Here is a 26,720-nt window from a genome sequence, read left to right as displayed (position 1 = left end):
CTGGCTTCCTTCGGATAGGTGCTTGACAAATCCGCATGGTTTCGTTGCAAAGTAGTGCCGTCCGAAGGATTTGCAGGACCTCTCCAACAGGGTGCATCTGGTCGAAGGGCAGCCCGGCACCGGAAAGACCACGCTCGCCCTGCAGTTCCTGATGCAGGGGGCGGCAGTCGGCGAACGCTGTCTCTACATCACGCTGTCCGAAAGCAAGGACGAACTGGAGCAGGTTGCCGAAACCCACGGATGGGATCTTCGCGGGATCGACATCTTTGAGTTGGTTCCGGCCGAACTCAGTCTGGATCCCCAGCAGCGGCAGACCGTGGTCTACGCCTCCGACCTGGAACTCGGTGAGACGACGAAGATGACCTTCGACGAGGTGAAGCGCGTTACGCCGTCTCGCGTGGTCTTCGACAGCCTGTCGGAAATCCGCCTGCTGGCGCAAAACCCGCTGCGTTATCGTCGGCAGGTGATTGGGTTGAAACACTTCTTTGCTCAGCAGGGCTGCACCACATTATTCCTGGACGACCTGACCGAGGAGGGCGACGATCAAAATTTGCACAGCCTGGTGCACGGCGTCATTCGCCTCGAGCACTACGCCCTTCAGTACGGCGCCGAGAGGCGCAGGCTGCGCGTGTTCAAGATGCGCGGCCGAAGTTTTCGCGGGGGCTATCATGACTTCCTGATCCGGAAGGGCGGCATTGCCTTGTTCCCGAGACTGGTCGCAGCCGAATACGCGGACGGTCAGCAGGTTGCGGAGCCGATTCTCTCAGGGATTGCCGAGCTGGATCAACTGTTGGGAGGCGGGCTGGACCGGGGCACCAGCACCCTTCTGATGGGGCCTTCCGGATCTGGCAAATCGTCGATCGCCATGCAATTCGTGATGGCTGCGCTTCGGCGAGGCGAGCGCGCACTCTTCGTAACGTTCGACGAGACCAAAAGCATCTTGAATAAACGCGCGGCAGGAATGGGCTGGAATCTCGCCGGACCAATTGAGGGCGGTCAATTGATTCTGGAGCAGGTGGATCCGGCTGAACTGTCTCCCGGTGAGTTGACCGGAATGGTGCGCCGCCGGGTGGAGGTTGAGCGCGTCCGCATCGTGGTCCTGGATAGTCTCAGCGGTTACCAGAACGCGATGCCGGCCGAGCAGTTCATGCTTCTGCTCATGCATGAGACGCTGACCTATCTGAACCACCGCGGGGTCGTGACGATTCTTACGCTCGCGCAACATGGTCTCATCGGCCCGATGCAGTCCAGCGTCGATCTGACCTATCTCAGCGATACCGTGCTTCTGCTTCGCTTCTTTGAGGCCGCGGGAAGGATCAGAAGGGCCATTTCGGTCCTGAAGAAGCGGACTGGCCGCCATGAGGACGAGATCAGGGAATACCGGCTCGATGATCGCGGAATCATGGTCGGTCCTCCACTGTCGGAATTTCAAGGGGTTCTGTCCGGATCGCCGACCTATACAGGCCAACACAAGATTCTGCTTGGAAAAAGCCCGAATGGCGCGGCGTGAGCATGTTGAAAATGGGCCTGCGCTTGTACTGGCGCCGGTCGGTAGGGATGCGGCAGTAATCTGTTCGATGCTGCAGGCTGACGGCACTTTTGCTCTTGAGCAGCGGAGCCTTACCGAGCTGGTGGGCAATCTGGGCGAGGCGGCAGCCGCCGTGATTGCAGAAGAGGCCTTGACCCACGAGGATCGCGGCAGCCTTGCGCGGTGGATCCTCAACCAGCCGCCATGGTCGGATTTTCCTTTTGTCCTGCTGACGCTGAGGGCAGCGCGCAATCCGCAGCCAGATCTCGTCGAGTTGCTCGGAAACGTGACCGTGCTCGAACGGCCCCTCGCTGCGGCTTCGCTCAAGAGCGCGGTCAAAGCGGCCGTCCGGGCGCGGGTAAAGCAGCGACAGACTGAAAGCTATCTGGATCAGTTGACACATCTGACCGACTCGCTGGAACGGCGCATCGAGGATCGTACCCACGAATTGGCGAATGCAAATCGGCGGTTGATGGCCGAAATGGTTGAGCGCGAGCGGACCGAAGTCGCGCTTCGCCACGCCCACAAAATGGAGGCCGTGGGACAACTCACCGGTGGCATCGCACACGACTTCAACAACCTGTTGACGACCATCATGGGCAATCTGCAGCTGCTTGGCTTGCGCATCGAGGACGAGCGCCTCCAGCGTTACCTGCGCAACGCCATGCACGGGGCGGAACGCGGCGCCAAGCTGGTGAAGCAGCTCATGGCATTTTCGCGTAAGCAGCACCTCGCACCAGAGCCCATCGACATCAACGAGCTTGCCGGAGTGGTCGCCGAGCTCCTGTCGCGGACGATCGGGACCGGCATCCGCCTTGAAGTCGCCACCCAAGAGGGCTTGTGGCCGGCGCTGGTCGACCCCACCCAGCTTGAACTCATGCTTCTCAACCTTGCGTTCAATGCACGCGATGCCATGCCGACGGGTGGCACCATCGTCATCGAAACTACCGCTCTGAACCGCGTCCCCGACCAACTGGCGAGCGAGCTCAAAGCAGGGCAATATGTGTGCATCTCCGTCAAGGACACCGGCACGGGCATGCCGCCGGATGTTCTGGCCCGTGCCTTCGATCCGTTCTTCACCACCAAGGCTCCCGGCAAAGGCACGGGCCTCGGTCTGTCACAGGTCTACGGCTTCGCCCGCCAATCCGGTGGGACGGTCAAGATCGAAACCGAGCTCGGTCGAGGCACCGTGGTCCGCATCTTCCTGCCTCGTTCGACTGAGGCCGTCGTTGCCGGCCAGGGATCCAGCGAACCGACGGCGTCTGCGAGGGGGACGGCTCTGGTTATCGACGATGATGCTGACGTGCGCGAAACGACCGGCGGCATGTTGGAGACCTTAGGTTACCGGGTCGTAGCCACTGATGACCTCGAAGCCGCGTTGGCAGCTCTCGGCCGAGAGAGCGTTGACCTAGCGCTGGTTGATTTGGCCATGCCGAAGATTTCCGGAGTGGATGTAGGGCGGCAACTACGGCAACGCTCGCCGCGCCTTCCCATTCTGTTTTGCAGCGGCTTTCCAGACCTGATCGAGGAGAATAGAAAGCGCATCAGCAAGGAGGCATTTCTCAGCAAGCCTTATTCCCTTGCGGATCTCGCGGCAAAAATTGAAGCGATCTCAGGCGCAAAGCCCATTGCTGTCGATCCGTCCGCGGCCGTCATGAACGGCTGACCGGCAGGGCTGCACTCAGCCGTTGGGCCATCTTGCGCGAGTCCGCGAGCTAGAGCCTGGGTTCACCGTAGAACGGCTTGGGCGTCGATCACCAACCTGGTGCCACGTAGTCGACCTCGGCAAGATACCCGTAGGGCGGCAGCGGCGCGCGATATACCGGCGCGGGCACATAGACGGGGCGCCTCACCACGACGGTCCGCTCGCGGACGATTGCTGCGGGCGGCTCCATGATCGGCCGCCGTACTAAGTAGGTTATCGCCGGTGGTAAGATCGGGGGGTACGGATCCAGATAGATTGTCTGCGCAAACGCAGTGCCCAGGCCGGGGCCAAGCCATCCGGTGACGGCCAAGCCCATGACCACGAGTAATCTCGGTACAGCTTTCATCTCTCGCCCTCAAATTCAAGCGCTTGGCGGTCGAACGGGCACGGCTCATCAAAGTTCCTTTGACCGCTCGCAAATGCGTCGCTTGAGCGAGTGGCTCGAGCTGAGCACGCGCGGGGACAGGCGCAGGCATTCTGTACCATTTGAAGCACGGTCGCTCGCGAGCTGCCGCCTCGCCACGAACTTCAGTCGAGCTAAACTTGCCATCTAGTTTGAAACCACGCAGCTTCCTCTTGGTTGTTCGCGATGCCCGCCTCGATTGAGCCACTCGACGGTCGCGACGGAGAAACTGCCCGAGAGAAATACTGACTCGGTCGGCACATTGTGGCGCCGTCCGTTTCAGAGGCCGGATCATGCTGAACGTCGACATACAAGCGGATGCCGCGCCCCACGTCATTGTGGTTGGAAACGAAAAGGGAGGTACGGGAAAGACGACGGTCGCGATGCATATCGCCGTCGCCCTGTTGAAGGTCGGCCAGCGATTGGCGACTATTGATCTCGACGGCCGCCAGCGCACCCTTACCCGCTATATTCAGAACCGGCGCGACTGGGCTCGCAGATGTCATATCGAGCTCGAGCTGCCGACTCATTTCACCGTCACGCGTGCCGACGGTCTCAAGGTGGACGAAAACGAGGTCGCCGAGCTGCAGGAGTTCGAGCAAGCCATCGCATCCATCGGGCGCCGCCACGACTTCCTCGTGATCGATACCCCACCGCACGACAGCTATTTGATGCGGCTGGCGCATTCCATCGCGGACACAGTTGTGACACCGCTCAAGGACAGTTTCGTCGATCTGGACGTGCTGGCGAGCCTCGATGCCGTGACGCTGGGCATCATTGGCGTCAGCCACTACGGGGAATTGGTGCGCGAAATGCGTCGCCATCGCCGGTCTGTCGACGGCACCCTCATCGATTGGATCGTGCCGCGCAACCGGTTTTCCCCTGATCGGGCCTCAGGTAAATCGGTGCTATCTGAAAGCTTGAACGAACTGGGATTGGCGCTGGGCTTTCGAAACGGCGCTGGGCTACCTGAGCGTCCGGTTTACCGGAATCTCTTTCCCCGTGGCCTTTCGGGGCTGGACGGCGATGCGCCCGGTATTGATGCCGATGCGGCGCATGCCGTGGCTGAGCGCGAGGTGCAGAGCGTCCTGGATGCATTGAGGCTACCGGTAGACGGACGCGGTCGCCGCCGTGCGGCTGCGCGACGGAGTGGTTCGCAGCGCGAGGCGAGCCCCTTAAGCTCGACGACTTGCTCGCCGAACTGCCCCGCTGAGCCGCGGGGCACTTCTGTTGTGTCTAGCCGGTCGTCCCGAGAACCCGACCTGCCAGACGGCCTCGGCGGCACGGGCAGGTCAGGCTTGGGAGCTGATAGGGCTGGCTGGTCAGCCCTGAAGTTCGGAATGTAGGCGGGTTGGAGCCAACGAAGCTGCGTCTAAGCGAGCGCAGACTGCGCTTTTGATCTTCTGCAGCGCGCGCGCCTCGATCTGACGAATGCGCTCGCGCGACACGCCAAACGTGACAGCAAGCTCGTCGAATGTCGTCGGTTGTTCCGTCAGGAATCGCGCTTCGATGATGCTGCGCTCTCGCGAAGTCAGGGCTGCGAGCGCATTCTTCAAAACGTCCCTTATCCGCTCGCGATCTTGTGCGTCGGAGACCAGCGTTTCAGGATCAGGCGAGGGATCGATCAGACGGTCTTGCATCTCCTCGGAGGTGTCCGCCTGCGCCATGGGCAGGTTGAGCGAAACGTCTCCTCGGATCCTTCCGTTCATCTCGACCACTTCGCGGGGCTCAACCTTCAATTGCCCAGCGATGTACGCGGCTTGCTCCGGTGACAGCTCGCCTTCCTCGCTCGCTCCTATTCGGTTCTTGAGCTTGCGCAAGTTGAAGAACAGCTTCTTTTGCGCTGCCGTCGTGCCGATCTTGACCAACGACCAGGACCGCAGGATGTACTCCTGGACGCTTGCCTTGATCCACCACATCGCATAGGTGGCGAGACGAAAGCCTTTCTTGGGCTCGAACCGTTTCACAGCCAGCATCAGCCCGACGTTCGCTTCTGAGATCAGATCGGCGACGGGCAAACCGTAGCCGCGATAGCGCAGCGCAATCTTCGCCGCCAGCCGCAAGTGACTTGTCACCAGACGGTATGCGGCCTCGCGATCGCCGTGTTCGCGCCATCGTTCGGCATACATTGCTTCTTCGGTCGGATTGAGCAGCGGGAAGTTGCGAATGGCCGCTAGGTACCGCGAGAGCCCGCCTTCAGAATAAACGGTGGGCATCGTTGATGGAAGTGACAGGGAGCTCATATCCAATTCCTCCTGAGAGCAAAGTGGGTTGGAGCACCGAGGGTGCGCCTTGGGCCCGGGAGCGGCACCCAAGCGCATCGGTCGCGCTCACAAAATCACGAACCAGTCGCATTGTTCCCGTCGCGCCTTGGAAAGAGCATCGGTTGGAGAGGCGCTCGGCTGGGGATGCCCGACCGGCGCCGCGGTGGCAGACAGTCTTGAGTGCCGGAGAAGCTTGTCGCTGCCATTCCGAGCTCATGCGCCCATATAGGCGAAATCGGCAGCGGTCATCGCAAGAGCAATGTGGGGACGAGCCATGGCCTGGAATCAATTTGTCGGAACTACCATGCTCCTGTACGCACTGAGCAACCCTATCGGCGCCATTCCGATTTTCTTGGCGCTCACTCGACATGCAGGCACCGGAAAGGCGCACCGGGTGATACTCCTGGCGTGCACAGCGGTAGGTACCTTCTTCGTCAGCTCGGTGCTCCTTGGCAAGGAGATCCTGAAGTTCTTCAATGTCGGACTGGACGATTTCCGCATTGCGGGCGGGCTGCTCGCGCTGGTGATCGCGTTTGAAATGTTTCAGGCGCAACATGGCAAACTGATACCGCGCTCGGACGAGGCGAGCCGCAGCGAAGTCGACGTCCACGGGCTCGCCATTACCCCTTTTGCCTTTCCGCTGCTGGTCGGGCCGGCCGAGATGGGCATCCTGATCACTCTTTCCAATGACAATCCGGGGTGGCTTGCCAAGGCATTCCTGGGCGCCGCCGCACTCGTGGCTACTTTCCTGATCGGACTGACGTTATGGATGGCCGCAGCGGTCCAGCGGGTGCTGGGTCGTACCGGCATCAGTGTCATGACCCGCGTGATGGCCCTTATCGTCGCCGCGATCGGCGTGAATTTCATTATGACGGGCATTCGAAGTGAGCTGCCGGGATTGGCAAGCCCATAGCCTACGACGGCATGACCGCCCCGCGGGCGACGTGCAGCGCCTCAAGAGAGAGCTGGCTGGAAGCGCAGCATCAGCTGTGGAGCGAATTGATGAAGGTGTCTAACATCGTTCGGCTTTGCTGGTGCTGGATCTTGTCTGGCGCGGCGAAGCAGAGTAACGGCCAAAGGCGACCAGGCTGCCGGCGATCAGCGTCAAATCGCCCGCGCCCTGTTGCGTGGTGGCGCCGAGTTGCCATCGGCTCTCCTGCCTCTATGCCGCGGGGTGCATCGGTGACGGCTTGGCGCGCTGCGCTGCGGCACGAGACTTGGCAATGGCCATCCAGTCCCGCAGCAGCCCCTTGTCTTCCTTCGAGAAGGCCGCCCGCCGCTTGAGATCCTCGAACGTGTCGTCGGGGTGGCAACGCTCGAAGTCGGCGCGGACGAGCGACTCGAGATAGCTCTGTTCCTCGTTGTTCGCCATGCTGCCTGTTCCGTTTCCGAAGGCCCGCGTTCGCTGCTACGCCATAACCAATTTGCGACATGCTGGTTCGCGCCTAGGATCGACAAGACCGGATCGAGCCGTTGCGGACGGCGATGATCCGTTCGAAAGTGCGGAGTTGCTGGGGCAAGTGGGGTCGCGACTAGCTGGCCCTACTTGCGCCAGCTATGCATTCGGGCCTGTGGGATTTGAGGGCGCGGACTCGTGCGCGTAACCGGACCGTTCGCCTATGTTATGTTGTATGGCGCGCTATACGCAGCATTTGGCGTGGCATCACCGTTCTGGCCGAAGTTCTTCGAAGCGAAGGCGCTGAGCGCCCAGCAGATCGGGGGGCTACTCGCGGGCGCGATGCTGATGCGGCTCGTCTCCGGACCAGTTGTCGCAGCCTTCGCCGACCTGATCGCATCGTTGCGCCTTGTGCTCGCCGGCTGTGCGATCGTTGCCGCAGGCGCCGCCGCTGCTTTGCTCGGGACGGATACATTCGTGCTGTTGCTCCTTGCCGCACTGGTTCAGGCGGCGGCTCTTGCTCCTACGACCGCGATTGCCGATGCGTTGTCGGTCAATGCCGCGCGGCCGCAGACGGCAGGGAGGCCCCTCGAGTACGGCTGGATACGAGGTGCGGGTTCGGTCGCTTTTGTGCTGGGCACGTTGGCAGTTGGGCAGCTCATAACTTCCACGGATCTCGCGCCGGTCGCCTGGGTGAATGCGATCCTCCTGATCGCGGCCGCCGGCGCAACGGCATGGGTTCCCCGTCCGGTCGCTCAAGCCTCATCGAGCGGCGGGCTCCGCTCCGCTGTGGACGAAGTGTTCGCAGTTCTCAAGATTCCGGGGTTCCGATCGGTTATGGCGGCTTCAGCTTTGGTCTACGGCAGTCACGCAATGCATGACGCCTTCGCGGTCATCCGATGGAGCGATTCTGGCTTGGCCCCGTCGACAATCAGCTTCCTATGGGCCGAAGCGGTCCTGGCAGAGGTCTTCGTCTTTTTGCTGGTCGGTCCGGCCATGCTTGATCGGTTTGGCGCCCGTGCCGCCGCTGTTCTGGCGGCCGCCGCCGGCGTCGTGCGTTGGTGCGTTGCGGGACTGACAAGCTCGGTTTTGCTCCTTGCGATGATACAGCCGTTGCACGGACTGACTTTTGCTCTGCTTCATCTCGCTTGCATGCGCCTCATGCGCCCCGTAGTGCCCATAACCATCGCGGCGACAGCCCAGGCGGTGTACGCGTTCGGCTCCGGACTGGTGAGCACGCTGCTGACTCTCGTTTCCGGCGCTCTCTACGAGGCGTATGCCGGGGCAGCATTCATTCCGATGGCAGCTCTCTGCATAGTCGCCGTCCCGCTTGCGTGGCACGGATTCGCGCGACGGACGGCCCGTCTGGATCCTTTGGCTGAAGGAACCAGGCGACATACGCGCGTTGAATCCACCTAAAACTAAACCGCCGGCGTGGCGAATAGTTTGGAGTTGCCACTAGAGCGCGTGTCGTCTGTCTCCTTGTTCCTCGTCGGGTGCCCTCCGAGTCCGACCAGCAGACGGAAGATGATGGCGCGCGGCTGAGCGCTTGCCCGACAGCCCTCGTCCCGCTCTGCTCTCGGATCGGAACGGCCTCTCTGTGAGGCGCAGACGCGGGCCCATGCAACGGCCGGCAGACGGTCCTCCTAGGAACCCCGCCGCCGGCGTGCCGGGTGCTGAGCAGCACACCCGTGACTTCGAAAATTCAGCAGAAGAGCGGGCGGGATCTCTTGACGTCGAAAAACGTGCTTCTAAATGGTTGCTTGCCACCGGTGTGGCGCCGGACGCGTTCTACGGTCCGGCAGAAACCGCCGGAAGATCCCGGCGCGCTCTTATCCATGTTGCTCAAAGGAGGATATGGCTATGAGGACCTATGATCTGTCCCCATTCTGGCGTTCGAGCATCGGCTTCGAACGAATGCTTGACCTGGCCAACGACGCGATGAACGACAGGGACAATTATCCGCTGTACGACATCGAGCGGACTGGCGCGGACCAGTACCGAATCTCGCTGGCGTTGGCCGGCTTCACCCCGGATGAGATCACGATCACTGCGGAGCAATCCAAGCTCACCGTGGAGGGCCGCAAGGCCGACAAAGGTGATCACAACTTCCTGTTCCAGGGCATCTCCATGCGGCCGTTCCGCCGCGTGTTCAACCTGGCCGACCACGTCCAGGTGAAGAATGCGACGTTCGAGAGCGGTATGCTGATGATCAATCTGGTTCGGGAAGTGCCGGAGTCAATGAAACCGCGTCACATCGAGATCGGCTTGGCCGGCAATGACAACCAGCAAATCGAGCAGAAGCAAGTAGCCTGACCGGTCTACCGGTCAGAGCTGCGGGTGGTGCGCGGCGTTGCCGCGCGCCCGTCCGCACGCACGGCAAAAAGCAAACAAAGGAGAGAATACCATGGCACTGCGAGATCTCATTCCATTCGGAAATGGCTCACGGGAGATGTCCTTCCAACGCAATGAGGCCAATCCGTTCTTCGCGCTGCACAGCGAAATGAACCGGCTGTTCGACAATGCGTTTCGTGCGTTTGATATCGCCCCGTTCAAGTCAAACGGGCTCGGTTGGCCGAGCGTCGAAGTCAACGAGACCGAGAAGGACGTCAAAGTGGTCGCGGAACTGCCCGGTCTCGAAGAAAAGGACGTCAACGTCGAACTGCGCAATGGTCTGCTGACCATCAGCGGTGAAAAGAAGAGCGAGACCGAGGACAAGGAGCGTCGCTTCAGCGAACGCTATTATGGACGGTTCGAGCGGGCTATCCCGGTTGACGACATCGACCGGGACAAGGTCGCTGCGTCGTTCAAGAACGGCGTGCTGACGGTGACGCTGCCGAAGTCACCCACCGCTCAGCAGAAGGTGAAACGGATCGCAATCAACGGCAAATGAGTGTTTAGCCGGCGGGAGGTTCTGCTTCCCGCCGGGTACCTGGATCATGAAGGAGACGAACGATGTACAGCACTTGGAGAAAAGAGCTGATACCCGACGTGCTCAATCTTCGTAAGCGTCGTTCTCAGGCCACGGCTTTGAGGGATTGCGCGCGATAGGCCCAGGGAAGCAGCTGATCGATTTCGCTGTTTGGGTGACCGTTGACGATCCTGGTGAGCGCGTCAGTCAGGAAGGCAAGGGGATCGACGTCGTTCAGCTTACAAGTTTCTACCAGGGATGCGATGATGGCCCAGTGCTCGGCGCCGCCGTCGGAGCCAGCGAACAGTGCATTTTTCCGGTTGAGTGCGATCGGACGGATCGAGCGCTCGACGGCGTTGTTGTCGAGCTCGATACGGCCATCATCGATGAAGCGCGTCAGGCCCTCCCAGCGTGAGAGCGCATAGCGGATTGCGTCTGCCAATTTGCCCTTTTGACTGATCAGCGCAAGCTTGGCGCGGAGCCACCGTTCGAACGCTTCCGCCAGCGGTCGGCTTTTCTGTTGCCGAACGAGACGGCGCCCCTCGGCGCTGCGGCCACGGATGTCCTTCTCGACGGCATAGAGCTCGGCGATTTGCTTGAGCGCCTCGCTCGCAATGGGCGCCGGACCGGGTGTGGCAAGCTCGTAGAAGTTACGCCGCATGTGCGACCAGCAGAATGCAAGCCGAACATCGCCACGCTCGGCGAGCTTGCCATAGCCGGCATAGCCGTCGACCTGCAGAATCCCCTTGAAGCCTGCCAGATGAGCGATCGGTCGATCGGCTTTGCGATCGGGGGCATAGACATAGGCGACGCCGGGCGGATCTGCGCCGCCCCACGGCCGGTCGTCCGCAGCATAGGTCCAGAGCTGACCGGTCTTGGTGCGCCCACGGCCGGGATCGAGCACCGGCATCGTCGTCTCGTCGGCGAACAGCTTTGGCCGTTGCTTAAGCTTGCCTAGGAGGCGCTCATGCAACGGACGCAGATGGAAGGCTGCCTGCCCCACCCAGTCCGCCAACGTTGAACGATCGAGCTCAATGCCCTGGCGGGCATAGATCTGCGCTTGCCGATAGAGCGGCAGGTGATCGGCATATTTTGACACCAGAACCTGTGCGACGGTTGCTTCCGTTGGCAGTCCGCCCTCGATCAGCCGAGCCGGAGCTGGCGCCTGCATGACGCCATCCTCGCAAACCCGGCAGGCGTATTTGGGCCGCCGGGTCACGAGGATCCGGAACTGCGCCGGGACCAGGTCCAGCCGCTCGCTTCTATCCTCGCCGACCCGATGTAACTCGCCTTGGCAGCAGGGACAGGTCCTGTCCTCGATGTCGACGATGACCTCGATCCGCGGCAGGTGCGCCGGCAAGGCGCCACGGTTGCCCCGGCGCTTGCGAGCTCGCGCATCACGGCCTTCAGGTGCAATGATGTCCTGTGCCGTCTCGCCGTACGCTGCGACTTGCTCGACGTCTTCCAGGCCCAGCAGCATCTGGTCTTCAGGCAGCGTCTCTGCCCGTCGGCCAAACCGATGCCGCTGCAATTCCTTGATGATCTGACGCAGCCGCTCGCTCTCGCACCGCTCGGCGAGCAGCATCGCTTTCAGCGTCTCCGGATCGTCAGGCAGGACGTCGCTCACAGCCAAATCAGAGCATATTCGCCGCCATCTGGCGACGCATCCGACGGTCCTGATTCACTTCGCCGCAGCGCTGCCAACAACTACCCGGGCTGCGCTGGCGCCGGCGTCCCCCGTGCCTCGTGCACAAGCCGCCAGTCGAGTCCTTCCAGCAGCGCCGACAATTGCGCTGCCGACAGGCGCATCACACCGTCCTCGATCTTCGGCCAGCGGAAGGTCCCATCCTCAAGCCTCTTGGCGAACAGGCACAGGCCCGTTCCATCCCAGAACACCAGCTTGATCCGGTCCGCCCGCTTGGCCCGGAACACATAGACAGCTCCCGAGAATGGATCTGCACCCATGCTCTCGCGCACCAGGGTCGCAAGACCCTCCATGCCCTTGCGGAAGTCTACCGGCTTGGTCGCCACCATCACCCGGACCGCACCTGACGGACCGATCACCGGCTCACCTTCAGCGCCTGGACAATCGACGCAATCATCGCCGTATCCGCTCCACGACCGGCTCGGATCGTGATGCCGTCCACTTCAATCTCGATGATCCCGCTATCTGCCTTGCGCACCGTTTTGCGCTCCCGGTGAGCACTTGGCGCCGGTACCACTGCGTCCACCACCGCCGGCACAAACTGTACTTCGTCAGCTTCGGAATGACCGCCTGCTGCTTCTCGCAACTGACGTCGCCAGCCAAACAGCTGCTGCGGCGACAATCCATGCCGTCGAGCCACGGAACACACCGAGTCGCCACTCGCCACGATCTCCGCGACGATCCGCACCTTGTCCTCGTCGCTCCACTTCCGCCGACGACCGGCTCCGGTGAAGACCTCGAGCCGCCGCACCGGCTCCGTGATAGCAGTATGCACTGTGTCCATTCTAAGCCTAACGGTCCAAACCGAACCGCAGACTCGCAGATCACACCCTCATCCGGTAGGTGGCCGCTGAACAGCGCTTACCAATCTTCTGCTCGGGGCAGGCTTGTTCATATCCCCCTGGCTCCTGGGCTTTTCCAATGAGCGTACGCCAAGCTGGAATGCCTGGGCGAGCGGCCTCGTCATCGCCGCGCTGGCCCTTGCCGCCTTGACCGCGTTCGCCGAATGGGAGGAGTGGATCGCGCTTGCGGTCGGCGTGTGGGTCACGCTATCGCCATGGCTTGTGAAGTTCTCGAACAGCCCCACCGCGATGCCGGTCCACGTTGTCGCCGGCACGCTGGTGGCTCTGATCGCTGCTGTTCGGATCTGGTACGCCCAGGGCGGCCATGCGCAGGCCACAGCGTAAGGCCTGGTCCAACTGGCGGAGGGAGGCCGGCGTACGTCCAGGCCTCCCGCCACCCCAACTGACGCGGCGTTACTTTTCATTCAGCGCAAGAAATGCGTTCCAGGCGGCAGTCGCCAAAATCTGGGACGGGCGGCGGCGGCAAGCCTTCTCAAGTTCAGTTATGATCAAGTCGGTATCGACAATCGACTGCTTCTGGCCGCTTGCCGCAGCCACGTAGTTTAGTCCACTCCAGAACCCTTCAACCCATTTCATCACGTCGACCTTACTGGCGCGTCCGGTCTCGATGACATCGCACCTCTCGGTGCCCAGGCCCGCGATGTTGATACGGACACGAGCACTTTCCGCGCGGCAGGGCGAGACAAACAGAATAATCAGCGCGAGCATCGCCGCCGAGACGCGCCGCCAAGAAAGCGCATAAGAATAGCCGATCTCCGTCATCGATGATCTCTGGCAGGACTGCCTCTATGGCGCGGGGCGGTTGCAACATCGACAAGAACTCGCATCGAGCGGAAACGATCCAAACGCGTTTCCGCGACTACAGGTCTCAGGAGGATCATCGTCGGGTGCGAGTCAGGTTGTGCCCCGCTTCGGGCGATGTGGGTTGCTCCACAAATACTACGAAACGCTACAGTGGCTTCCATCTCGAGCCTGTGCGCCTGTCGCGAACTCGCCAATTGCCTGGTAGCAGGACTGCAGCTTCGATAGCTGCCCTCGCGCCAGCTCGCATCACAGGCCGAATGGATAGGTGTCGGGGACGCCGGCACGGCAATGTTCGGGCCCTAGAGGCCGGACTGCGTGAGACTCGTCGCACCACAAGAACGCATCAAACTGCTGGGGCAAGGAGGCTTCCGCGTAGTGGCTTTGCAGTTCGGTGTCGGGACGGTAGATAACTCCGATAAAACGTTCGAGCCGCGGCTCGATCAGGCGACGGCGAAGGCTCTCATCGCGGCGAAACTCGAGAAGGCCGCGCGCCACACCGGCGTCGTGAAACTGGCGCTCGTAGCTGTCCGGCCGAGAGGCCCGCACCTGCATCACTTCCATCTCGCCGTCCCAGTCCGACGCGGCGGCCACGGTACCCCTATGGGTGCCAAATCCGACCAAGCATGCTGCGCCAGCGAACTTATTTCGACAAAGCTGACCGAGGTTCAGCTCCTCCCGGACGACACCCATCTCCGTGAAGCGGGCATCGCCGATATGAGAGTTGTGCGCCCAGACCACTGCCTTCGATTGGGGACCTTGCGCCTCGAGGATATGCCCCAAGGTCTCGAACATGTGGGTATCGCGCAGATTCCAAGATTCGGCGCCTCCGTAATACATGATCCGATAGTAGCGTTCGGCGGATGCGACAAGACGCGCGTTCTGCGCCGCGTCCAGGAAGCTGTCCGGGTCGTTCGCGGCGTAGTCGAGTTGCTTTCCGAGGATCTCCTGGCACTGCCGGACCACCTCCGCCTCGCATTTTCGATAACCTTCGGTCAGGACGGCACGACCGTAGGTCGATGGTTCGCGCTGCCAAGGGGTCAGGCACCCATAACGCTCGCGCGCAATTGCTGCTGCTGCAGGATCTACCCTATCGAGATAGGTGAGGACGGCGGCGATGGAGCTTCGCATGTTGTAGATATCGAGACCGAAGAATGCGGCCCGATCACGCGCAGGCTTTCTGTCGTTGTGTTCGCGCATCCACTCGACGAAAGCGGCAACATCCGTATTGCGCCACATCCAGCTTGGGAAGCGCTGGAACGGCTTCCCGCTCGAGCTGCGGGACGCTCGCTGGCGAACGTATCGGTCGATCGCCGCGGCGTCAGGCCAATCTGCTTCGACGGCAACGGCCGTAAAGCCGTGCTTCTCAATCAGGCGGCGCGTGATCGCGGCTCGCGCCTGGTAGAACTCAGACGTGCCGTGGCTGGCTTCCCCAAGCAGAACAATCCGAGAGGACGCGAAGCGATCAAACGGCTCGCCGAATGCGGGATCGTCGAAAGGCGGCAAGGGGTCGACGGCGGCTCGGATCATGTCCGGGAGTGAGCGGAATTGGGCCTGTCCGGGAACGTGATTGCTTGCAGAGCGCGTCCCATCTTCGGCCCATCCGTGCTCGCCGATCAGGGGCACGAAACGCACTGCTCCGAAGGCTTCTTCCTCGTATTCGAAGTCGCTCCGGCGGGTGAGCCGCAGCAATGATTGTTCGTGCTCGAAATCGCCGACGGGGATGACGAGGCGCCCGCCGATCGCCAACTGTTGCTTGAGCGGCTCCGGTATCGCTGGTCCGCCAGCAGCGACCAGTATTGCATCGAATGGTGCCTCCTCGGGCAAGCCTCGTGTGCCGTCCGCCGTATGGACAACGCAGTTCGTGTATCCTAGTCTCGAAAGACGGTCGGCTGCGACACTGGCCAGATCACCATGCCGCTCGATGGTGTGAACGGTTCTGGCGAGCCGCGAGGCCACGGCCGTGGCATAGCCTGAGCCGGTTCCGATTTCGAGAACCTTATCTGCCGGGTTCAGTTCGGCCGCTTCGGTCATCAGTGCGACAATGTAGGGCTGCGAGACAGTCTGGGCGTGCGCAATCGGCAGTGCGCCATCCTCGTAGGCGAATTCCTCGAAGCCAGGTTCGACGAACCGCTCCCGGGGCACCTGCGCCATGGCGCTCAGAACCCGCCCGTCGCGGATCCCGCGACCTGCAAGTTGAACCTTGACCATGCGATCGCGGAGCTGTGCGAAATGCGCCATCACGCCTCCGTTCGTCGGAGTCTCTTTCGACAAGCAATCGGGCGCGGGCGGAATCGGTTCCTCCAGTCAGCTCACCCATGAGCTAAATAAGCACCCGTTGCTCGCGCCGGCTGGCGGTGATCGATACCACCCGAGGGGGCGCAACCGCGCCTCCTGAGAGACTGGCATTTCTTTGGAACCGGAGGGGGGGAGAGCTTCTGGAAGGTCCGGCAGATCGCGCGGGATCTCTTGGGCGGAAGGCCGGCTCGCGATCCGAGGGACGGCGGGTCGACGTTCCGAGCAGCCGTCGCGGCGCGTCTTGTTCGCACCGCCGTGCCTGGCGTACGCGCGATCTCCGGCCCTACGGCGACTTCAGGCGCGTTGATCATGGACTTGCCGCCTGAGAGGCGCTGGCGTCCGGATGAGGGATAGCCCCTGCACAGGTGTGGCCGGTGGACGATGTATGCCGCCGACAAGCTAGAAAGGGTGCTTGATAGTCCCGGAGCGGTCGGGCATCGCCGAGTGCGTCTGCTGGCCGGCAATCGCCTCGCAGACCGCGCTTGCGCCCGGTATTGAAAAGGCGGGGCCCAGCGGGAGGATGTGAAAACCGGTCAGTGGCGGTTCGAGCCGTAGCCGAGCCCTGCAAATCAGCAGAGTTCGCAGGTGGCGCTCTTATCGACATCAGCTTGCGAGGCATAGGGCCTTGAAAATGGCCGCGTCCATTCTAATTCCATTAGTGCAGCGCTGCTTCATGTGTTGCTCCGGGTGCCTTCTTAGGACGCGGCTATCGGGCGCCGGAATCCGCCCTACAACATCGAGCGAAGCGACGAGGGCCACTATCAGATATCGCTCGCTCTGGCCGGCTTCTCGCCTGACGAGGTGACCATCACCGGAGCAGAACATGCTGACCGTCGAAGGCCGCAAGGCCGATCGAGGTGCCCATCAGTTCCTGTATCAGGGCATCTCGTCTCGCCCGTTCCGGCGGCAGTTCAATCTAGCCGAATACGTGCAAGTAAAAGGCGCGTCCCTGGTGGACGGCTGCTCAAGATCGAGCTGGTGCGTGAGGTCCCGCAAGCAATGAAGCCGCGTCAGATGGCCGGCAACGACAATCAGAAGCTCGAGCACCAGCAGATGGCCTGAGCCTCTGCCGCTGACTCCTCCCCGCGCCGCCGCTGCGCGGGGGAGAAATCTTGGCTGCACCGGCCGGAACAGCCATTGCTGTTGATCTCGGCGCGTATGCAGGAACAAAGTCATGGAAAGCGGGACTTCAACGAACGTCCAGCAGATCGAGCGCAACTTTCTTGCAGCCTTCGAACCGCCTCTGGCCGCCACCGCCGGCATCGTGGGGCGGGCAAAGGAGCTGGCACTCGCCTTGAAACACCTCGTCGAGCGCCAGCTACTCAGACGAGCGGGCGAAGATCCGATTCCCGGCTCTGCAATTGCGTTTCGTCTTGTCAGGCCGACGTCCCCGGAACGGCTCGCCAAGGCCAAGGATCAACCGCGGCCCGAGGCCATCGCACAGCGCAGCGCGGCGAAGTAGCGCGCCGACACAGGTCCAGCGTCACGGCTGAGTAAGTGACACAGAGCAGGCGCTCGGCACGTTTGCAACCGAAACGCAAATGGCCGCGTTCGGTCGTCGGTCGATCTGGGGGTGAGAGGGATGGACGATTGAGATCTGGTGACTTTAAGCGTGACGCTGGCATCATGTTGGTCGGGGGCAGCTCTACCTGGAGAACACAGCCGACCCGTCGACTCGCCATGAGCCATCTGCTTTGCCAGCCCTTATCTCGAACGCGCCGTCACCATATGAGAACATGACTGAGCCGCGCAGGGGCACTGGGACGAACCCTGCCGGTTGAGCCGCGTGCCTCCTGCTCACACGGCCCGCAGAGCTTCTTTGGGCATCTCCCGGATCAGCGCGTCAATATCGTTCTGCTCCAGCGTCTCTTTCTCCAATAGCTTTTTGGCCGCGCGGTCGAGAATTGGACGGCGAGTCGTCAGGATGGCTTCGGCCCGCTCCAGAACCCGATCGACAATGTCCTTGACCTCACGGTCAACGCTGGCAGCGGTTTCCTCCGCGTAGTCACGCTCACGAACCGGGTAGGGCCGGTCCGCGCTCGCCAGGAAATTGCCAGGCTCGCCCTCATAAGCGACGCTCCCGAGCTTTTCCGACATGCCGTAGCGGGTCACCATGCTGCGGGCGATGTCGGTGACACGGCGCAGATCGTCCGCCGCTCCGGTTGACAAATGACCGAAGACGATCAACTCCGCCGCTCGGCCGCCCAGCAGGACCGCCATCTTGTTCTCGAGCTCCTCTTTGGTCATCAGGAAGCGATCTTCGATGGGCCGTTGAATAGTGTAGCCGAGGGCTCCGACGCCCCGAGGAATGATCGAGATCTTGTGCACCGGATCCACGCCGGGCAATGAGAGCGCGACCAGCGCGTGGCCCAGCTCGTGATAGGCAACGATCTCGCGCTCTTTGGCATTGAGTAGCCGGTTGCGCTTTTCGAGACCTGCGACCATGCGCTCTACCGCATTATTGAAGTCGCTCATCGTGACCGCATCTCCGCCGCGTCGAGTGGCGAGGAGTGCCGCCTCGTTGACGAGGTTCGCGAGATCGGCGCCGGTAAAGCCCGGTGTCAATGCGGCGATGGCATCCGGAGCAACGTCAGGTGCGATCTGCACCTTTTTCATGTGAACTTTGAGGATCTCGATACGGCCTTTCTTGTCCGGCCGATCAACCAGCACCTGGCGATCAAAGCGGCCGGCCCGGAGCAGCGCAGGATCGAGTATTTCTGGCCGATTCGTTGCAGCGAGGATCACCAGGCCCGAGCGCGAGTCGAAGCCGTCGAGCTCGACCAGGAGCTGATTCAGTGTCTGTTCCTTCTCGTCATGTCCGCCAGCAAAGGGGTCGATGCCACGGGCCCGGCCCAGCGCGTCGAGTTCGTCGATGAAGATAATCGCGGGCGCCTTTTCGTGTGCCTGCTGGAACAGGTCCCGCACGCGTGCCGCGCCGACACCGACGAACATTTCGACGAACTCCGAACCCGAGATCGAGAAGAACGGCACCTTGGCTTCGCCGGCCACTGCCTTGGCGAGCAAGGTCTTGCCCGTCCCGGGCGGACCGACCAGCAGCACGCCCTTCGGCATGCGGCCGCCGAGCCGGCCATAGTCGGAGGGATTCTTCAGAAAGTCGACGACCTCGCGAAGTTCGTCCTTGGCCTCGTCCACACCGGCGACGTCCGCAAAGGTGATGCCGGTGTTGGACTCCACGTAGATCTTGGCCTTGCTCTTCCCGATCTGCATCAGGCCTCCTCCGAGGCCACCTCCTTCGGCAACGCGGCGGCCGATGTACCACCATACGCCAAAGAAAAGCAGCACCGGCATGATCCATGAGAGCAAGTCGCGGAGGAACGTGCTCTCGATCTGGCCGGTGAAACGGACGTGGTATTTGTCCAGCTCCTGCGCCACGTCCTGGTCGACGCGGGTGGTCACGAACTGCTTCTGCCCGCCGGGCAACGCCTCTTTCAGCGTTCCCTGCACAGTGCGATCGGAAATACCGACACTGTCGACTTTACCGTCCCGGAGCAGTTGCTGATATTCACTGTAGGGAATGACACCGATTCTGTTCGCCGCAGCGACGACGTACTGAATGAACAGCAGCGCAAAGATCGCGAAAACAGCATACGCGAAGTTAAATCGGCTCTTCTGAGTCATGCCATAGGCTCGATTTGAGTAGCGACGGGCTGTTGGTCTCTGGAACAACTAGTAAGAACAGGCGAGGTTTCAGGACGAGTGCCGGACAGGACGGAGGCACATCAACAGGGTCATCTCAGCAAAGCGCTGAAGCCTGCGCGTTCGCAGGAAAGGCCCGGTTCGCTTGAAACCGGGCCCTCCTTCTGGGCTACCAACCGTACCAATAGGGATAGGCCGGCCGATAATAGCGGACCACCCGGTATCCGGGACGGTAGTAGTAGGGTGGCGGGCCATAGACCGGTCCATAATAGACTGGCGGCGCGGCCGCAGCAGCCAATGTTCCGGCAAATAGCCCGAGAGCAAGTCCGGGGCCGATGCCCGGGCCGCCCCAATGATGATGACGCCAATGAGCCGAAGCCGGCGCAACCGATCCGATGAGGAGCGTTGCTGCCGCGACGATTGCAAGAGCAAGCTTTCTCATGTCACTTTCCTCCAAAATTCCCGCGCGAAAGGAGCGCTTGTCTTCCCTCTTGATTTTCACTTTGCCGAACTGCTGCCCGGCAACTATTCAAGTTAGAAGCCGTCGGGGCAAGTTCAAGTCTCGCAAGGTTTAGGAAACCAGATTGGACGTAGCCGCAAAGAGGAGAAGCTCGACGGCGGCGTCATCGTGCCTTCTTCGACTGCTACGGCTTCACAAGCAAGCGTACGCTTTAAGGCCTGATCTGGTCGGCAAACTACCGCCGTATCAATTCGAGCCTATCGGAGGTTGTCGCCTCATCAACCGCCGGTGACGAGGTGGGCCTTGCTTCACATGTCGCGGACATGAAATGCTTCGGGACGGCAGCCATCGCCTTTGGCTATCCGCGCGAGCGCTAGTGGTGAATAACAGCGGGTCCGTCGACCTTTGGCTATCCGCGACTGGCGCCGTTGTGAACGGCGGGCGATGGCTCCGCGACATCGAACGTCTTCATTCGAGATTTGTTCCGGAGGTCTGCTGTTTACTGGCAGCCGCTTGCGCGAGGGCGGCAGTTCGTGCGCAGGAGCCGAGACCCTGCCGCCGGACCGTCCCGTGCCTTACGATGCCGCTTGCATCACGTCGTGCTTGGTCTCTCTGTTGACCGCCAAGCGCCGGGGACGCCCAATCAGGTAGCCTTGCAATTCATCGCAGCCTTCATGCAGCAGGAGCGACATCTGCTCGTTGGTTTCGATCCCTTCGGCAAGGACCGGCACGCCTAAACCGTGGGCGAGGCCGATCACGGCCCGGACGATGGCGAGTGATCGTTCGCTCTGGCCGAGCGATGCAACAAAGCACCGATCGATCTTGATCCTGTCCAGCGGAAACGCTTCGAGGTACGACAGGGAGGAGTAACCCGTGCCGAAATCGTCGAGCGCGAACAGAATTCCCAAGGTCTTGAGAGATTGCATTGTCTTCTTGGCGCGGGCGATGTCCTCGATCAGGACGCCTTCCGTGATTTCGAGTTCGAGCCGCGATGGCGGCAGGCCGGTTTCCCGAAGCGCCTTGCGGACATGCGCGTCGAGATTCTCCCGGCGGAACTGCGCGGCCGAGACGTTCACCGCAATCCGGAGCGGCTGATCCCACGAGGCGGCCTCCCTGCACGCTTCCATCAGCACCCAATCGTCGATCTGCGCGATTGCCCCGCTCTTCTCGGCGACGGGGATGAACTCTCCCGGAGCAATGATGCCGCGCACGGGATGTTTCCAACGCACAAGCGCTTCGTATCCGGCGATCCGCCCATCCCGGCGCTGCTGCGGCTGGTACTCGAGGTACAACTCTCCCCGTTCTACGGCGAGTCGGAGATCGTGCTCGAGGGCGCGACGGTTGCGCAGCTGCTGATCCATGGCGCTCGTGAACAGACGTATTGCGCCCCTGCCTTCGTGTTTCGCGCGATAGAGTGCTGCATCGGCGTTGGCCAACAGTGAGACGACATCACCGGCGTCTCTCGGGAAGAGGGCCACGCCGACACACAAATCTACCTTCAAGGCGTGACCTTCGACCTCGATCGGCTGATCGAAGGCCGCTCGCATCCTGGTGGCAAGCAATTCCGCACTGGCCGGCAAAGGTAGTTGGTCGGTGAGACCGATGAACTCGTCTCCCCCGACGCGCGCCACATAAGAACCTTGCGCTGCCTCCTGCAGACGCCTGGATGCTTCGCGAAGGACGGCGTCTCCGATCGCGTGTCCAAACAGATCGTTGATTTCCTTGAAGTGGTCGAGATCGATGCAGAGCACCGCGAGCCCGCCGTCCGAGACTTCCGCTCGTTGGATCGCGGCAACGAGATGCTGATCCAATGCGGTCCTGTTGGGCAGGTCCGTGAGCGCGTCGTGGCAAGCCAGATAGCTGATCTTCTGTTGCGTCCGATTGCGCTCCGTGACATCGAAGGCGACGCTAACGTAGGCCTGGCGTCCCTCATAGATGAGCGGTCGCGACTCGATCACGACCTGGATTGCGTCCCCGCAGGCACTCTTGTGCAGTTCGAAATCGCGTTCGGCACCGCCATCGGTCTCACCGTGCTCGAGCTGCGTTTCTGACATCGCCAGGAGAGCTTCGCGGGCATATCCATAATGGCGGCACATCGCGCCGTTCACGGCAATGAGTTGTCGCGTCTTGGCGTCAGCCACCCACATTGGGAGCGGGTTTTCCTCGAAGAGCAGGTGGAAGGACGCTTCGCGGCGCTTCAGGTCGGTGATGTCGATCCGGACCCCGATACTGCCTCCGTCCCCGGTGCGTCTCTCCTCCACGCGCACCCACCGGTCACCGGCCAGATGCTGCTCATGGGAGTAGCGCGGCAAAACGTGACAGGCCATGCGCTCTGAAAGCCATTCCTCCTCGCGCCCGATAGCGTCCGGGTACTGCCCCCGAGCTAGGCCAACCCGGAGAATATGTTCGAACGGCGCTCCGCTCTCGAGCGCCTCTTCGCTGGCCGTATAGAACTCGGCGTATTGCCGATTCCAAAGAACCAGACGATCGTTCTTGTCGAATACCGCCAGCCCTTCCGGGACGACGTCGAGGGCCTCCGTGAGGTGGGTATGCGCGGACCGGGCGGCAGCTTCCGCCTGCTCGGCAGCGGCCTTGGCCTCGGCAAGTGCGGCTTCGGTCCGGTGGCGCTCAGTGATGTCCTCGTGAGTCGCGACCCATCCGTTCCCCTCCATCGGCCGGTGCCGGATACGCACGATGCGACCGTTTGTCAGTTCGACTGTGGTATCGGACTGTCGAGCGATCACTGGGGCGCTGTTGCGCCAGACGAGATATTCGGCCTTCGACATCTTTGGTGCACTGCCTACCGAGTACCGAAGGTCCACGATCGCATTCAGGCTCATGCCCGGCCGAACGAGTTCCGGATCGAGATCGTAGACTTCCAGGTATTGGCGGTTGCAGACGATTAGGCGCTGGTCCTCGTCGAAGAAACACAGGCCCTGCGACATGTTGTTCAGAGCGGTGTCGAACCGCTCGGCAAAAGCGGTGGCGGTCTGCTCGGCAGCCCGCGCGCGCGCACCTTCTTCGGTCATCTTGCTGTGGGTCTGGACCAGTTGAACGAAGGACCGGAAGTTCGTGTTGATCATGCGGCCGAGCAGACCGAGCAGCAGCAACAGATTGATCCCGAGTGAGATCATCATTGCGTCTCCGGAGAGGAGCAGCAACGTCCCGATCGGTGCACCGCCAATCAGCATCGTCAGCCGAGAGGCAGGCGGGAAGCTGCCGAGGCAGTAGGCGGTGCCCACACAGCCCATGAAGACGAGCAATGCCACCGGGGCTCGCAGACTAGGCTCAACTGTCCCGAACAGCGCCAGGATCCAGAACACGAAGCCGGCGTTGAGCACGACCGCAACAAGGCGGGTCTTGGCTAATTGACGGTAAGCCTCTTCGGGCGAGAAATCGGTGCCGTTCAGCCGAATCCATTGGGATAATCGAACGAGACACATGACGAGGAGTGCGGCCGGCAAGCCGAACCTCAGCCATGGTGAGACGGTGGACGGGAGGACCAACCCTACGCTGATACTGTCGACGAGCAGCGCCGCGTAGAGCGCCGGCACCTGTTTGCGCAGGATGCGGAATTGCTCGACCAGCAGCGAGCGACCGACTGGATCGGTCGTATCGCCCACTGAGAATGCGCCACGGATTTGCTTAAGTATGCCCATCGAGTTAGCCCTAGCCGGCGTCAAGCTAAGGCAGAACACAGAAAGAGCGCGTAAAGGCGCTTGGTTTCTTCCGCCTTAACGCCTCTGCTGCAAGGCGAGGCACGAGTCTGGTGGCCGGCACGATCGAGCGCGCGAACAGGTGCTGCATTTCATGCGAGTGAACACCTGCTCCGGATGTTTAAAGACGTCAGCCGCAGCAAACGGAGCGGCTCCGGCCGAGAGAGTGGGAATCTCTCCCCCCATGCCGAGAATGCGCCAAAACCCGCAGAAAACAAGGATTCCTAAAAAGCCCGGCCGAGTTTTGTGACCACCCGTGTGTACCACCTGATCCGCTGAAAAGGTCGTCAACGTCCGGCGATGTCGGGGCAGTTCGGGGCCTTTCCCGTCCGACCATTTTTGCGATGCATAACTGTCCGGCCCCCGCCGTCGATCTAGCACCTCACCGACGTCATCTCGGGCGGCAGCCGGAACGCCCGCGGGCGGCGCGGGCGAGACCATAGGGGGCTGTAAGGACTGCGGTGAGCACCCGTCTGTCAGTCCGGGAAAGTCCAATTCCGCGCCTCGGCCGCCGAGCATTGTTGACTCCGCCAGACAATAGGCCAACCTCGACCCTTGCTCGCCCGGCAGTCGGGCAGCCGTCGGATACACGCGCTTGAGATGCAGCTTCGTCGCTCGGACCTCGCCGACCTCTCCTATTTTCTGGAGATCGCCAAGCACCGGAATTTCCGACGCGCCGCGATCGAACTCGGCATCGGAGCCTCCGCTCTAAGCCACGCGCTCCGCAGCCTGGAGGAGCGCCTTGGGGTTCGACTGCTCAACCGGACAAGCCGCAGCGTAACGCTTACCGCCGCGGGCGAGGCGTTGCAGTCAGCGCTTGCGCAGCCCTTCGACGAGATCGGCAGCGCCCTGGACGTTCTCAACCGCTTTCGCGACGTGCCGATGGGTCGGGTGCGGTTGAGCGTACCGACGGAAGCTGCCGAGTTTCTCGTTGGACCTGTGATGGCCACGTTCCTGGAACGGTACCCGGAGGTCGAGATCGAGTTCTCGGTCAACAACCGTATGATCGACGTCATCGAAAACGGGTACGACGCGGGTATCCGGTACGGAGGCACAATGCCGCAGGACATGGTCGCGCAGCGTCTGTCCGCCGATATCCGCTGGCTCGTCGTCGGGGCTCCTTCCTACCTCGACCGCATGGGCACTCCGGTGAATCCAGGTGACCTGCAATCTCACCGCTGCGTGAAGATCAGGATCGGGGACGAGAGCATCTATCGCTGGGAGTTTGAACGCGGCGACGAGAAGATCGAGATCAATGTTCCGGGCGGGATGACTGTTGATCAAGGGCAGATCGGATTGGTCGCCGTCCGAGACGGGGCGGGGCTCATGTACGTGGCCGAGCCGATGGTGCGCAAGGACCTGCGGGACGGCACGCTGCGCACTGTGTTGGAGGAGTGGGCGCCCCTCGGGCCTGGCTTCCACATCTACTACTCGAGCCGACGGCAGGTTCCGGCGGCGCTCCGGCTCTTCATCGATCTCGTCCGGGAGTTGCGACCGCTAGGCCTCTGAGGCCCCTCCGATCGATGAATCCTTCTCAACGGAACATCCGACAGCGCCAGTCTGCTGTCGGGCTTCGCGCGGAACTATCTGAGAACGGCGGCCGATCGCCGCCCGGACCCGGCCGACCGGGTGCGGAGCAGTTTGTTTCCGAGGCTAGAATGACAAGCGAAACCACTTTCGAGGACGGTGCCGTCCAGCGAGAAGCGCCGGCATGGGGCGCGGTCTTCGCCCTCACTCTCTGCGTCGCGACGCTGATCGCGTCCGAATTCATGCCCGTCAGTCTCCTGACGCCGATCGCAGCGGACCTCCACATTACCGAAGGTCAAGCGGGCCAGGCCATCGCAGTCTCCGGCATATTCGCCGTTCTTGCGAGCCTGCTCATTTCGCGGGCGACACGCGGCATCGACCGGCGGACCGTCCTGCTATCTCTCACGGTGCTCATGATGGCGTCGGGCCTGATCGTCGCGCTCGCGCCGAACGAGGCCATCTTCATGGCGGGGCGGGCCCTGATCGGGATCGTCATCGGCGGCTTCTGGTCGATGTCAGCGGCGACGGCAATGCGCCTCGTTCCCGAAACTCAGGTCCCGCGGGCGCTGGCCATCTTCAACGGCGGAAATGCGTTGGCCACGACGATTGCCGCGCCATTGGGAAGCTTTCTCGGTCAGTACATCGGCTGGCGCGGAGCCTTCTTTTCAGTCGTTCCGCTCGCCGCGCTCGCGCTGGCCTGGCAATTTCTCACGCTCCCCTCGATGTCAGCCGCGGACGACAGCCGCAGGGGCTCCGTGTTCGGAATTCTTCGCTTGCCGAAGGTCGGCCTTGGGATGATCGCAGTCGCGTTCTTCTTCATGGGGCAGTTCGCGCTGTTCACCTACGTGCGCCCATTCCTTGAAGCGGTCACTCACGTGAGCGTATCCACGCTTTCCTCGCTGCTGCTGATCATGGGCATCGCCGGTCTCCTGGGGACCTCCTTCATCGGTCTGCTCCTGAAGACCCGGCTCTACGGTCTTCTGATCGCGATGCCGCTGTTCATGGCGCTGATTGCAACCGGACTCATCTTGTTCGGAGGGGCGGTGCCGGCCGTCGCGGCACTGCTCGCCGGGTGGGGGTTGATCGGCACAGCCGCGCCCGTCGGCTGGTGGACCTGGCTAAGCAAGATGCTGCCCGACGATGCCGAACGTGGCGGAGGGCTCATGGTCGCCATCATCCAGTTGGCGATCACTTTGGGGGCCACTATCGGCGGCTTCTTCTACGACGGCAGCGGCTACCAAAGCACCTTCAGCGTTAGCGCCACTATCCTTTGTGCCTCTTCGCTCTTGGCCTACTGGGCATGGCGTGCAAGTTGCCGATCGCCCAAGGATGAGGCCGCTGTTGATCGCCCGGCTTTGCATACATGAGAAACATTCATCGTCGCATTCGAACCGCTCGCAAGAACTTGCGTACAGTTTGGGAATTGATCGGCAGCGGAACCGCGCCTGCGACCGCACCCGGGCCAACCCACCAGGAACGAAGCGGT

20 protein-coding genes and 2 pseudogenes are annotated in these 26,720 nt (G+C 61.9%); 12 read left to right on the top strand and 10 right to left on the bottom strand.

All coding sequences use genetic code 11. The annotated features are described in order from the left end of the window. Positions 1 to 91: 91 nt before the first annotated feature. From IVA93_RS34785 to IVA93_RS34775, 3 genes and pseudogenes are all read left to right on the top strand, one after another. Positions 92 to 1,510: an ATPase domain-containing protein gene (locus tag IVA93_RS34785; RefSeq protein WP_524536852.1), complete on the top strand. Its 1,419-nt coding sequence runs from the start codon at positions 92 to 94 to the stop codon at positions 1,508 to 1,510. Beyond that, positions 1,497 to 3,194, top strand: a complete 1,698-nt coding sequence (locus IVA93_RS34780; RefSeq protein WP_083926593.1) for an ATP-binding protein — start codon at positions 1,497 to 1,499, stop codon at positions 3,192 to 3,194. The genes IVA93_RS34785 and IVA93_RS34780 overlap by 14 nt, the downstream gene beginning before the upstream one ends. A gap of 732 nt (positions 3,195 to 3,926) precedes the next feature. Further along, positions 3,927 to 4,849: pseudogene (locus IVA93_RS34775) on the top strand (ParA family protein). A 109-nt stretch (positions 4,850 to 4,958) separates the two neighbouring features. Here IVA93_RS34775 and rpoH read toward each other — a convergent pair. Then, positions 4,959 to 5,879: an RNA polymerase sigma factor RpoH gene (gene rpoH / locus IVA93_RS34770; protein ID WP_247789537.1), complete on the bottom strand. Its 921-nt coding sequence runs from the start codon at positions 5,877 to 5,879 to the stop codon at positions 4,959 to 4,961. 295 nt (positions 5,880 to 6,174) lie between these two features. Here rpoH and IVA93_RS34765 point away from each other — a divergent pair, with 295 nt between their 5' ends. Then, a complete protein-coding gene (locus tag IVA93_RS34765; RefSeq protein ID WP_247400815.1) occupies positions 6,175 to 6,813 on the top strand; it encodes a MarC family protein in 639 nt (212 codons plus the stop codon). Positions 6,814 to 7,062: 249 nt separating this feature from the next. On the opposite strand, the gene IVA93_RS34760 is transcribed toward IVA93_RS34765, so the two are convergent. Further along, positions 7,063 to 7,272, bottom strand: coding sequence for a hypothetical protein (locus tag IVA93_RS34760; protein WP_018460192.1), 210 nt, complete (start codon positions 7,270 to 7,272; stop codon positions 7,063 to 7,065). A gap of 252 nt (positions 7,273 to 7,524) precedes the next feature. Between IVA93_RS34760 and IVA93_RS34755 the strand changes: the two genes are divergently transcribed. The 3 genes from IVA93_RS34755 to IVA93_RS34745 all read left to right on the top strand — a co-directional run bounded on the left by IVA93_RS34755 (position 7,525) and on the right by IVA93_RS34745 (position 10,189). Then, a complete protein-coding gene (locus IVA93_RS34755; RefSeq protein ID WP_249812445.1) occupies positions 7,525 to 8,715 on the top strand; it encodes an MFS transporter in 1,191 nt (396 codons plus the stop codon). A gap of 444 nt (positions 8,716 to 9,159) precedes the next feature. Continuing rightward, positions 9,160 to 9,612 (top strand): Hsp20 family protein, encoded by a 453-nt coding sequence (locus tag IVA93_RS34750; RefSeq protein ID WP_247789535.1) that lies wholly within the window; start codon positions 9,160 to 9,162, stop codon positions 9,610 to 9,612. 91 nt (positions 9,613 to 9,703) lie between these two features. Then, positions 9,704 to 10,189 carry an Hsp20/alpha crystallin family protein gene (locus tag IVA93_RS34745; protein ID WP_026233967.1) on the top strand — a complete coding sequence of 162 codons (486 nt, stop codon included), beginning with the start codon at positions 9,704 to 9,706 and terminating at the stop codon, positions 10,187 to 10,189. Between the two features lie 124 nt (positions 10,190 to 10,313). Here IVA93_RS34745 and tnpC read toward each other — a convergent pair whose 3' ends face one another. The 3 genes from tnpC to tnpA all read right to left on the bottom strand — a co-directional run bounded on the left by tnpC (position 10,314) and on the right by tnpA (position 12,696). Further along, positions 10,314 to 11,792 (bottom strand): IS66 family transposase, encoded by a 1,479-nt coding sequence (tnpC, locus tag IVA93_RS34740; RefSeq protein ID WP_247789924.1) that lies wholly within the window; start codon positions 11,790 to 11,792, stop codon positions 10,314 to 10,316. A gap of 122 nt (positions 11,793 to 11,914) precedes the next feature. Then, on the bottom strand, positions 11,915 to 12,271 hold the full coding sequence (gene tnpB / locus IVA93_RS34735) for an IS66 family insertion sequence element accessory protein TnpB (protein ID WP_247295361.1): 357 nt from the start codon (positions 12,269 to 12,271) through the stop codon (positions 11,915 to 11,917). After that, a complete protein-coding gene (tnpA, locus tag IVA93_RS34730; protein ID WP_247789533.1) occupies positions 12,268 to 12,696 on the bottom strand; it encodes an IS66-like element accessory protein TnpA in 429 nt (142 codons plus the stop codon). Before tnpA ends, tnpB begins: the two co-directional genes overlap by 4 nt. Positions 12,697 to 12,784: 88 nt before the next feature. Between tnpA and IVA93_RS34725 the strand changes: the two genes are divergently transcribed. Further along, the gene (locus tag IVA93_RS34725; RefSeq protein WP_256469936.1) at positions 12,785 to 13,099 is read left to right on the top strand and encodes an SPW repeat protein; all 315 of its coding nucleotides are present in this window, start codon (positions 12,785 to 12,787) and stop codon (positions 13,097 to 13,099) included. A 69-nt stretch (positions 13,100 to 13,168) separates the two neighbouring features. Here the strand turns inward: IVA93_RS34725 and IVA93_RS34720 are convergent, their stop codons facing one another. After that, complete coding sequence (locus IVA93_RS34720; RefSeq protein WP_018460187.1) at positions 13,169 to 13,537, bottom strand: hypothetical protein; 369 nt, start codon at positions 13,535 to 13,537, stop codon at positions 13,169 to 13,171. A 288-nt stretch (positions 13,538 to 13,825) separates the two neighbouring features. Continuing rightward, the gene (locus IVA93_RS34715; RefSeq protein ID WP_026233966.1) at positions 13,826 to 15,817 is read right to left on the bottom strand and encodes a protein-L-isoaspartate(D-aspartate) O-methyltransferase; all 1,992 of its coding nucleotides are present in this window, start codon (positions 15,815 to 15,817) and stop codon (positions 13,826 to 13,828) included. Positions 15,818 to 16,582: 765 nt separating this feature from the next. Here IVA93_RS34715 and IVA93_RS34710 point away from each other — a divergent pair. Next, positions 16,583 to 16,936: pseudogene (locus IVA93_RS34710) on the top strand (Hsp20 family protein). 112 nt (positions 16,937 to 17,048) lie between these two features. Next, positions 17,049 to 17,336, top strand: coding sequence for a hypothetical protein (locus IVA93_RS34705; protein ID WP_018460184.1), 288 nt, complete (start codon positions 17,049 to 17,051; stop codon positions 17,334 to 17,336). A 335-nt stretch (positions 17,337 to 17,671) separates the two neighbouring features. Here the strand turns inward: IVA93_RS34705 and ftsH are convergent, their stop codons facing one another. From ftsH to IVA93_RS34690, 3 genes are all read right to left on the bottom strand, one after another. Continuing rightward, positions 17,672 to 19,513: an ATP-dependent zinc metalloprotease FtsH gene (ftsH, locus tag IVA93_RS34700; RefSeq protein ID WP_247789530.1), complete on the bottom strand. Its 1,842-nt coding sequence runs from the start codon at positions 19,511 to 19,513 to the stop codon at positions 17,672 to 17,674. 187 nt (positions 19,514 to 19,700) lie between these two features. After that, entirely contained in the window at positions 19,701 to 19,973 is a 273-nt protein-coding gene (locus tag IVA93_RS34695; RefSeq protein WP_083926592.1) for a hypothetical protein, read from the bottom strand. Positions 19,974 to 20,566: 593 nt separating this feature from the next. Next, positions 20,567 to 23,650, bottom strand: a complete 3,084-nt coding sequence (locus IVA93_RS34690; protein WP_247789528.1) for an EAL domain-containing protein — start codon at positions 23,648 to 23,650, stop codon at positions 20,567 to 20,569. A 657-nt stretch (positions 23,651 to 24,307) separates the two neighbouring features. Between IVA93_RS34690 and IVA93_RS34685 the strand changes: the two genes are divergently transcribed. Continuing rightward, positions 24,308 to 25,216 (top strand): LysR family transcriptional regulator, encoded by a 909-nt coding sequence (locus IVA93_RS34685; protein ID WP_026233965.1) that lies wholly within the window; start codon positions 24,308 to 24,310, stop codon positions 25,214 to 25,216. A 149-nt stretch (positions 25,217 to 25,365) separates the two neighbouring features. Beyond that, a complete protein-coding gene (locus tag IVA93_RS34680; RefSeq protein WP_018460180.1) occupies positions 25,366 to 26,601 on the top strand; it encodes an MFS transporter in 1,236 nt (411 codons plus the stop codon). The last annotated feature ends 119 nt before the right edge of the window (positions 26,602 to 26,720 follow it).

This window comes from Bradyrhizobium sp. 155 (assembly GCF_023101105.1).
Taxonomy (GTDB): domain Bacteria; phylum Pseudomonadota; class Alphaproteobacteria; order Rhizobiales; family Xanthobacteraceae; genus Bradyrhizobium; species Bradyrhizobium canariense_D.
This window is presented reverse-complemented; position numbering and strand designations above follow the sequence as displayed.

Bases quoted from the DNA above. Each gene is read 5' to 3' on its own strand.
- IVA93_RS34685 (WP_026233965.1), top strand. From the start codon at position 24,308: ATGCAGCTTCGTCGCTCGGACCTCGCCGACCTCTCCTATTTTCTGGAG.
- IVA93_RS34760 (WP_018460192.1), bottom strand. From the start codon at position 7,272: ATGGCGAACAACGAGGAACAGAGCTATCTCGAGTCGCTCGTCCGCGCC.
- IVA93_RS34715 (WP_026233966.1), bottom strand. From the start codon at position 15,817: ATGGCGCATTTCGCACAGCTCCGCGATCGCATGGTCAAGGTTCAACTT.
- IVA93_RS34745 (WP_026233967.1), top strand. From the start codon at position 9,704: ATGGCACTGCGAGATCTCATTCCATTCGGAAATGGCTCACGGGAGATG.
- tnpC (WP_247789924.1), bottom strand. From the start codon at position 11,792: ATGCTGCTCGCCGAGCGGTGCGAGAGCGAGCGGCTGCGTCAGATCATC.
- IVA93_RS34695 (WP_083926592.1), bottom strand. From the start codon at position 19,973: ATGAGAAAGCTTGCTCTTGCAATCGTCGCGGCAGCAACGCTCCTCATC.
- tnpA (WP_247789533.1), bottom strand. From the start codon at position 12,696: ATGGACACAGTGCATACTGCTATCACGGAGCCGGTGCGGCGGCTCGAG.
- IVA93_RS34705 (WP_018460184.1), top strand. From the start codon at position 17,049: ATGGAAAGCGGGACTTCAACGAACGTCCAGCAGATCGAGCGCAACTTT.
- IVA93_RS34780 (WP_083926593.1), top strand. From the start codon at position 1,497: ATGGCGCGGCGTGAGCATGTTGAAAATGGGCCTGCGCTTGTACTGGCG.
- rpoH (WP_247789537.1), bottom strand. From the start codon at position 5,879: ATGAGCTCCCTGTCACTTCCATCAACGATGCCCACCGTTTATTCTGAA.
- IVA93_RS34750 (WP_247789535.1), top strand. From the start codon at position 9,160: ATGAGGACCTATGATCTGTCCCCATTCTGGCGTTCGAGCATCGGCTTC.
- ftsH (WP_247789530.1), bottom strand. From the start codon at position 19,513: ATGACTCAGAAGAGCCGATTTAACTTCGCGTATGCTGTTTTCGCGATC.
- IVA93_RS34755 (WP_249812445.1), top strand. From the start codon at position 7,525: ATGTTGTATGGCGCGCTATACGCAGCATTTGGCGTGGCATCACCGTTC.
- IVA93_RS34720 (WP_018460187.1), bottom strand. From the start codon at position 13,537: ATGACGGAGATCGGCTATTCTTATGCGCTTTCTTGGCGGCGCGTCTCG.
- IVA93_RS34690 (WP_247789528.1), bottom strand. From the start codon at position 23,650: ATGGGCATACTTAAGCAAATCCGTGGCGCATTCTCAGTGGGCGATACG.
- IVA93_RS34680 (WP_018460180.1), top strand. From the start codon at position 25,366: ATGACAAGCGAAACCACTTTCGAGGACGGTGCCGTCCAGCGAGAAGCG.
- IVA93_RS34765 (WP_247400815.1), top strand. From the start codon at position 6,175: ATGGCCTGGAATCAATTTGTCGGAACTACCATGCTCCTGTACGCACTG.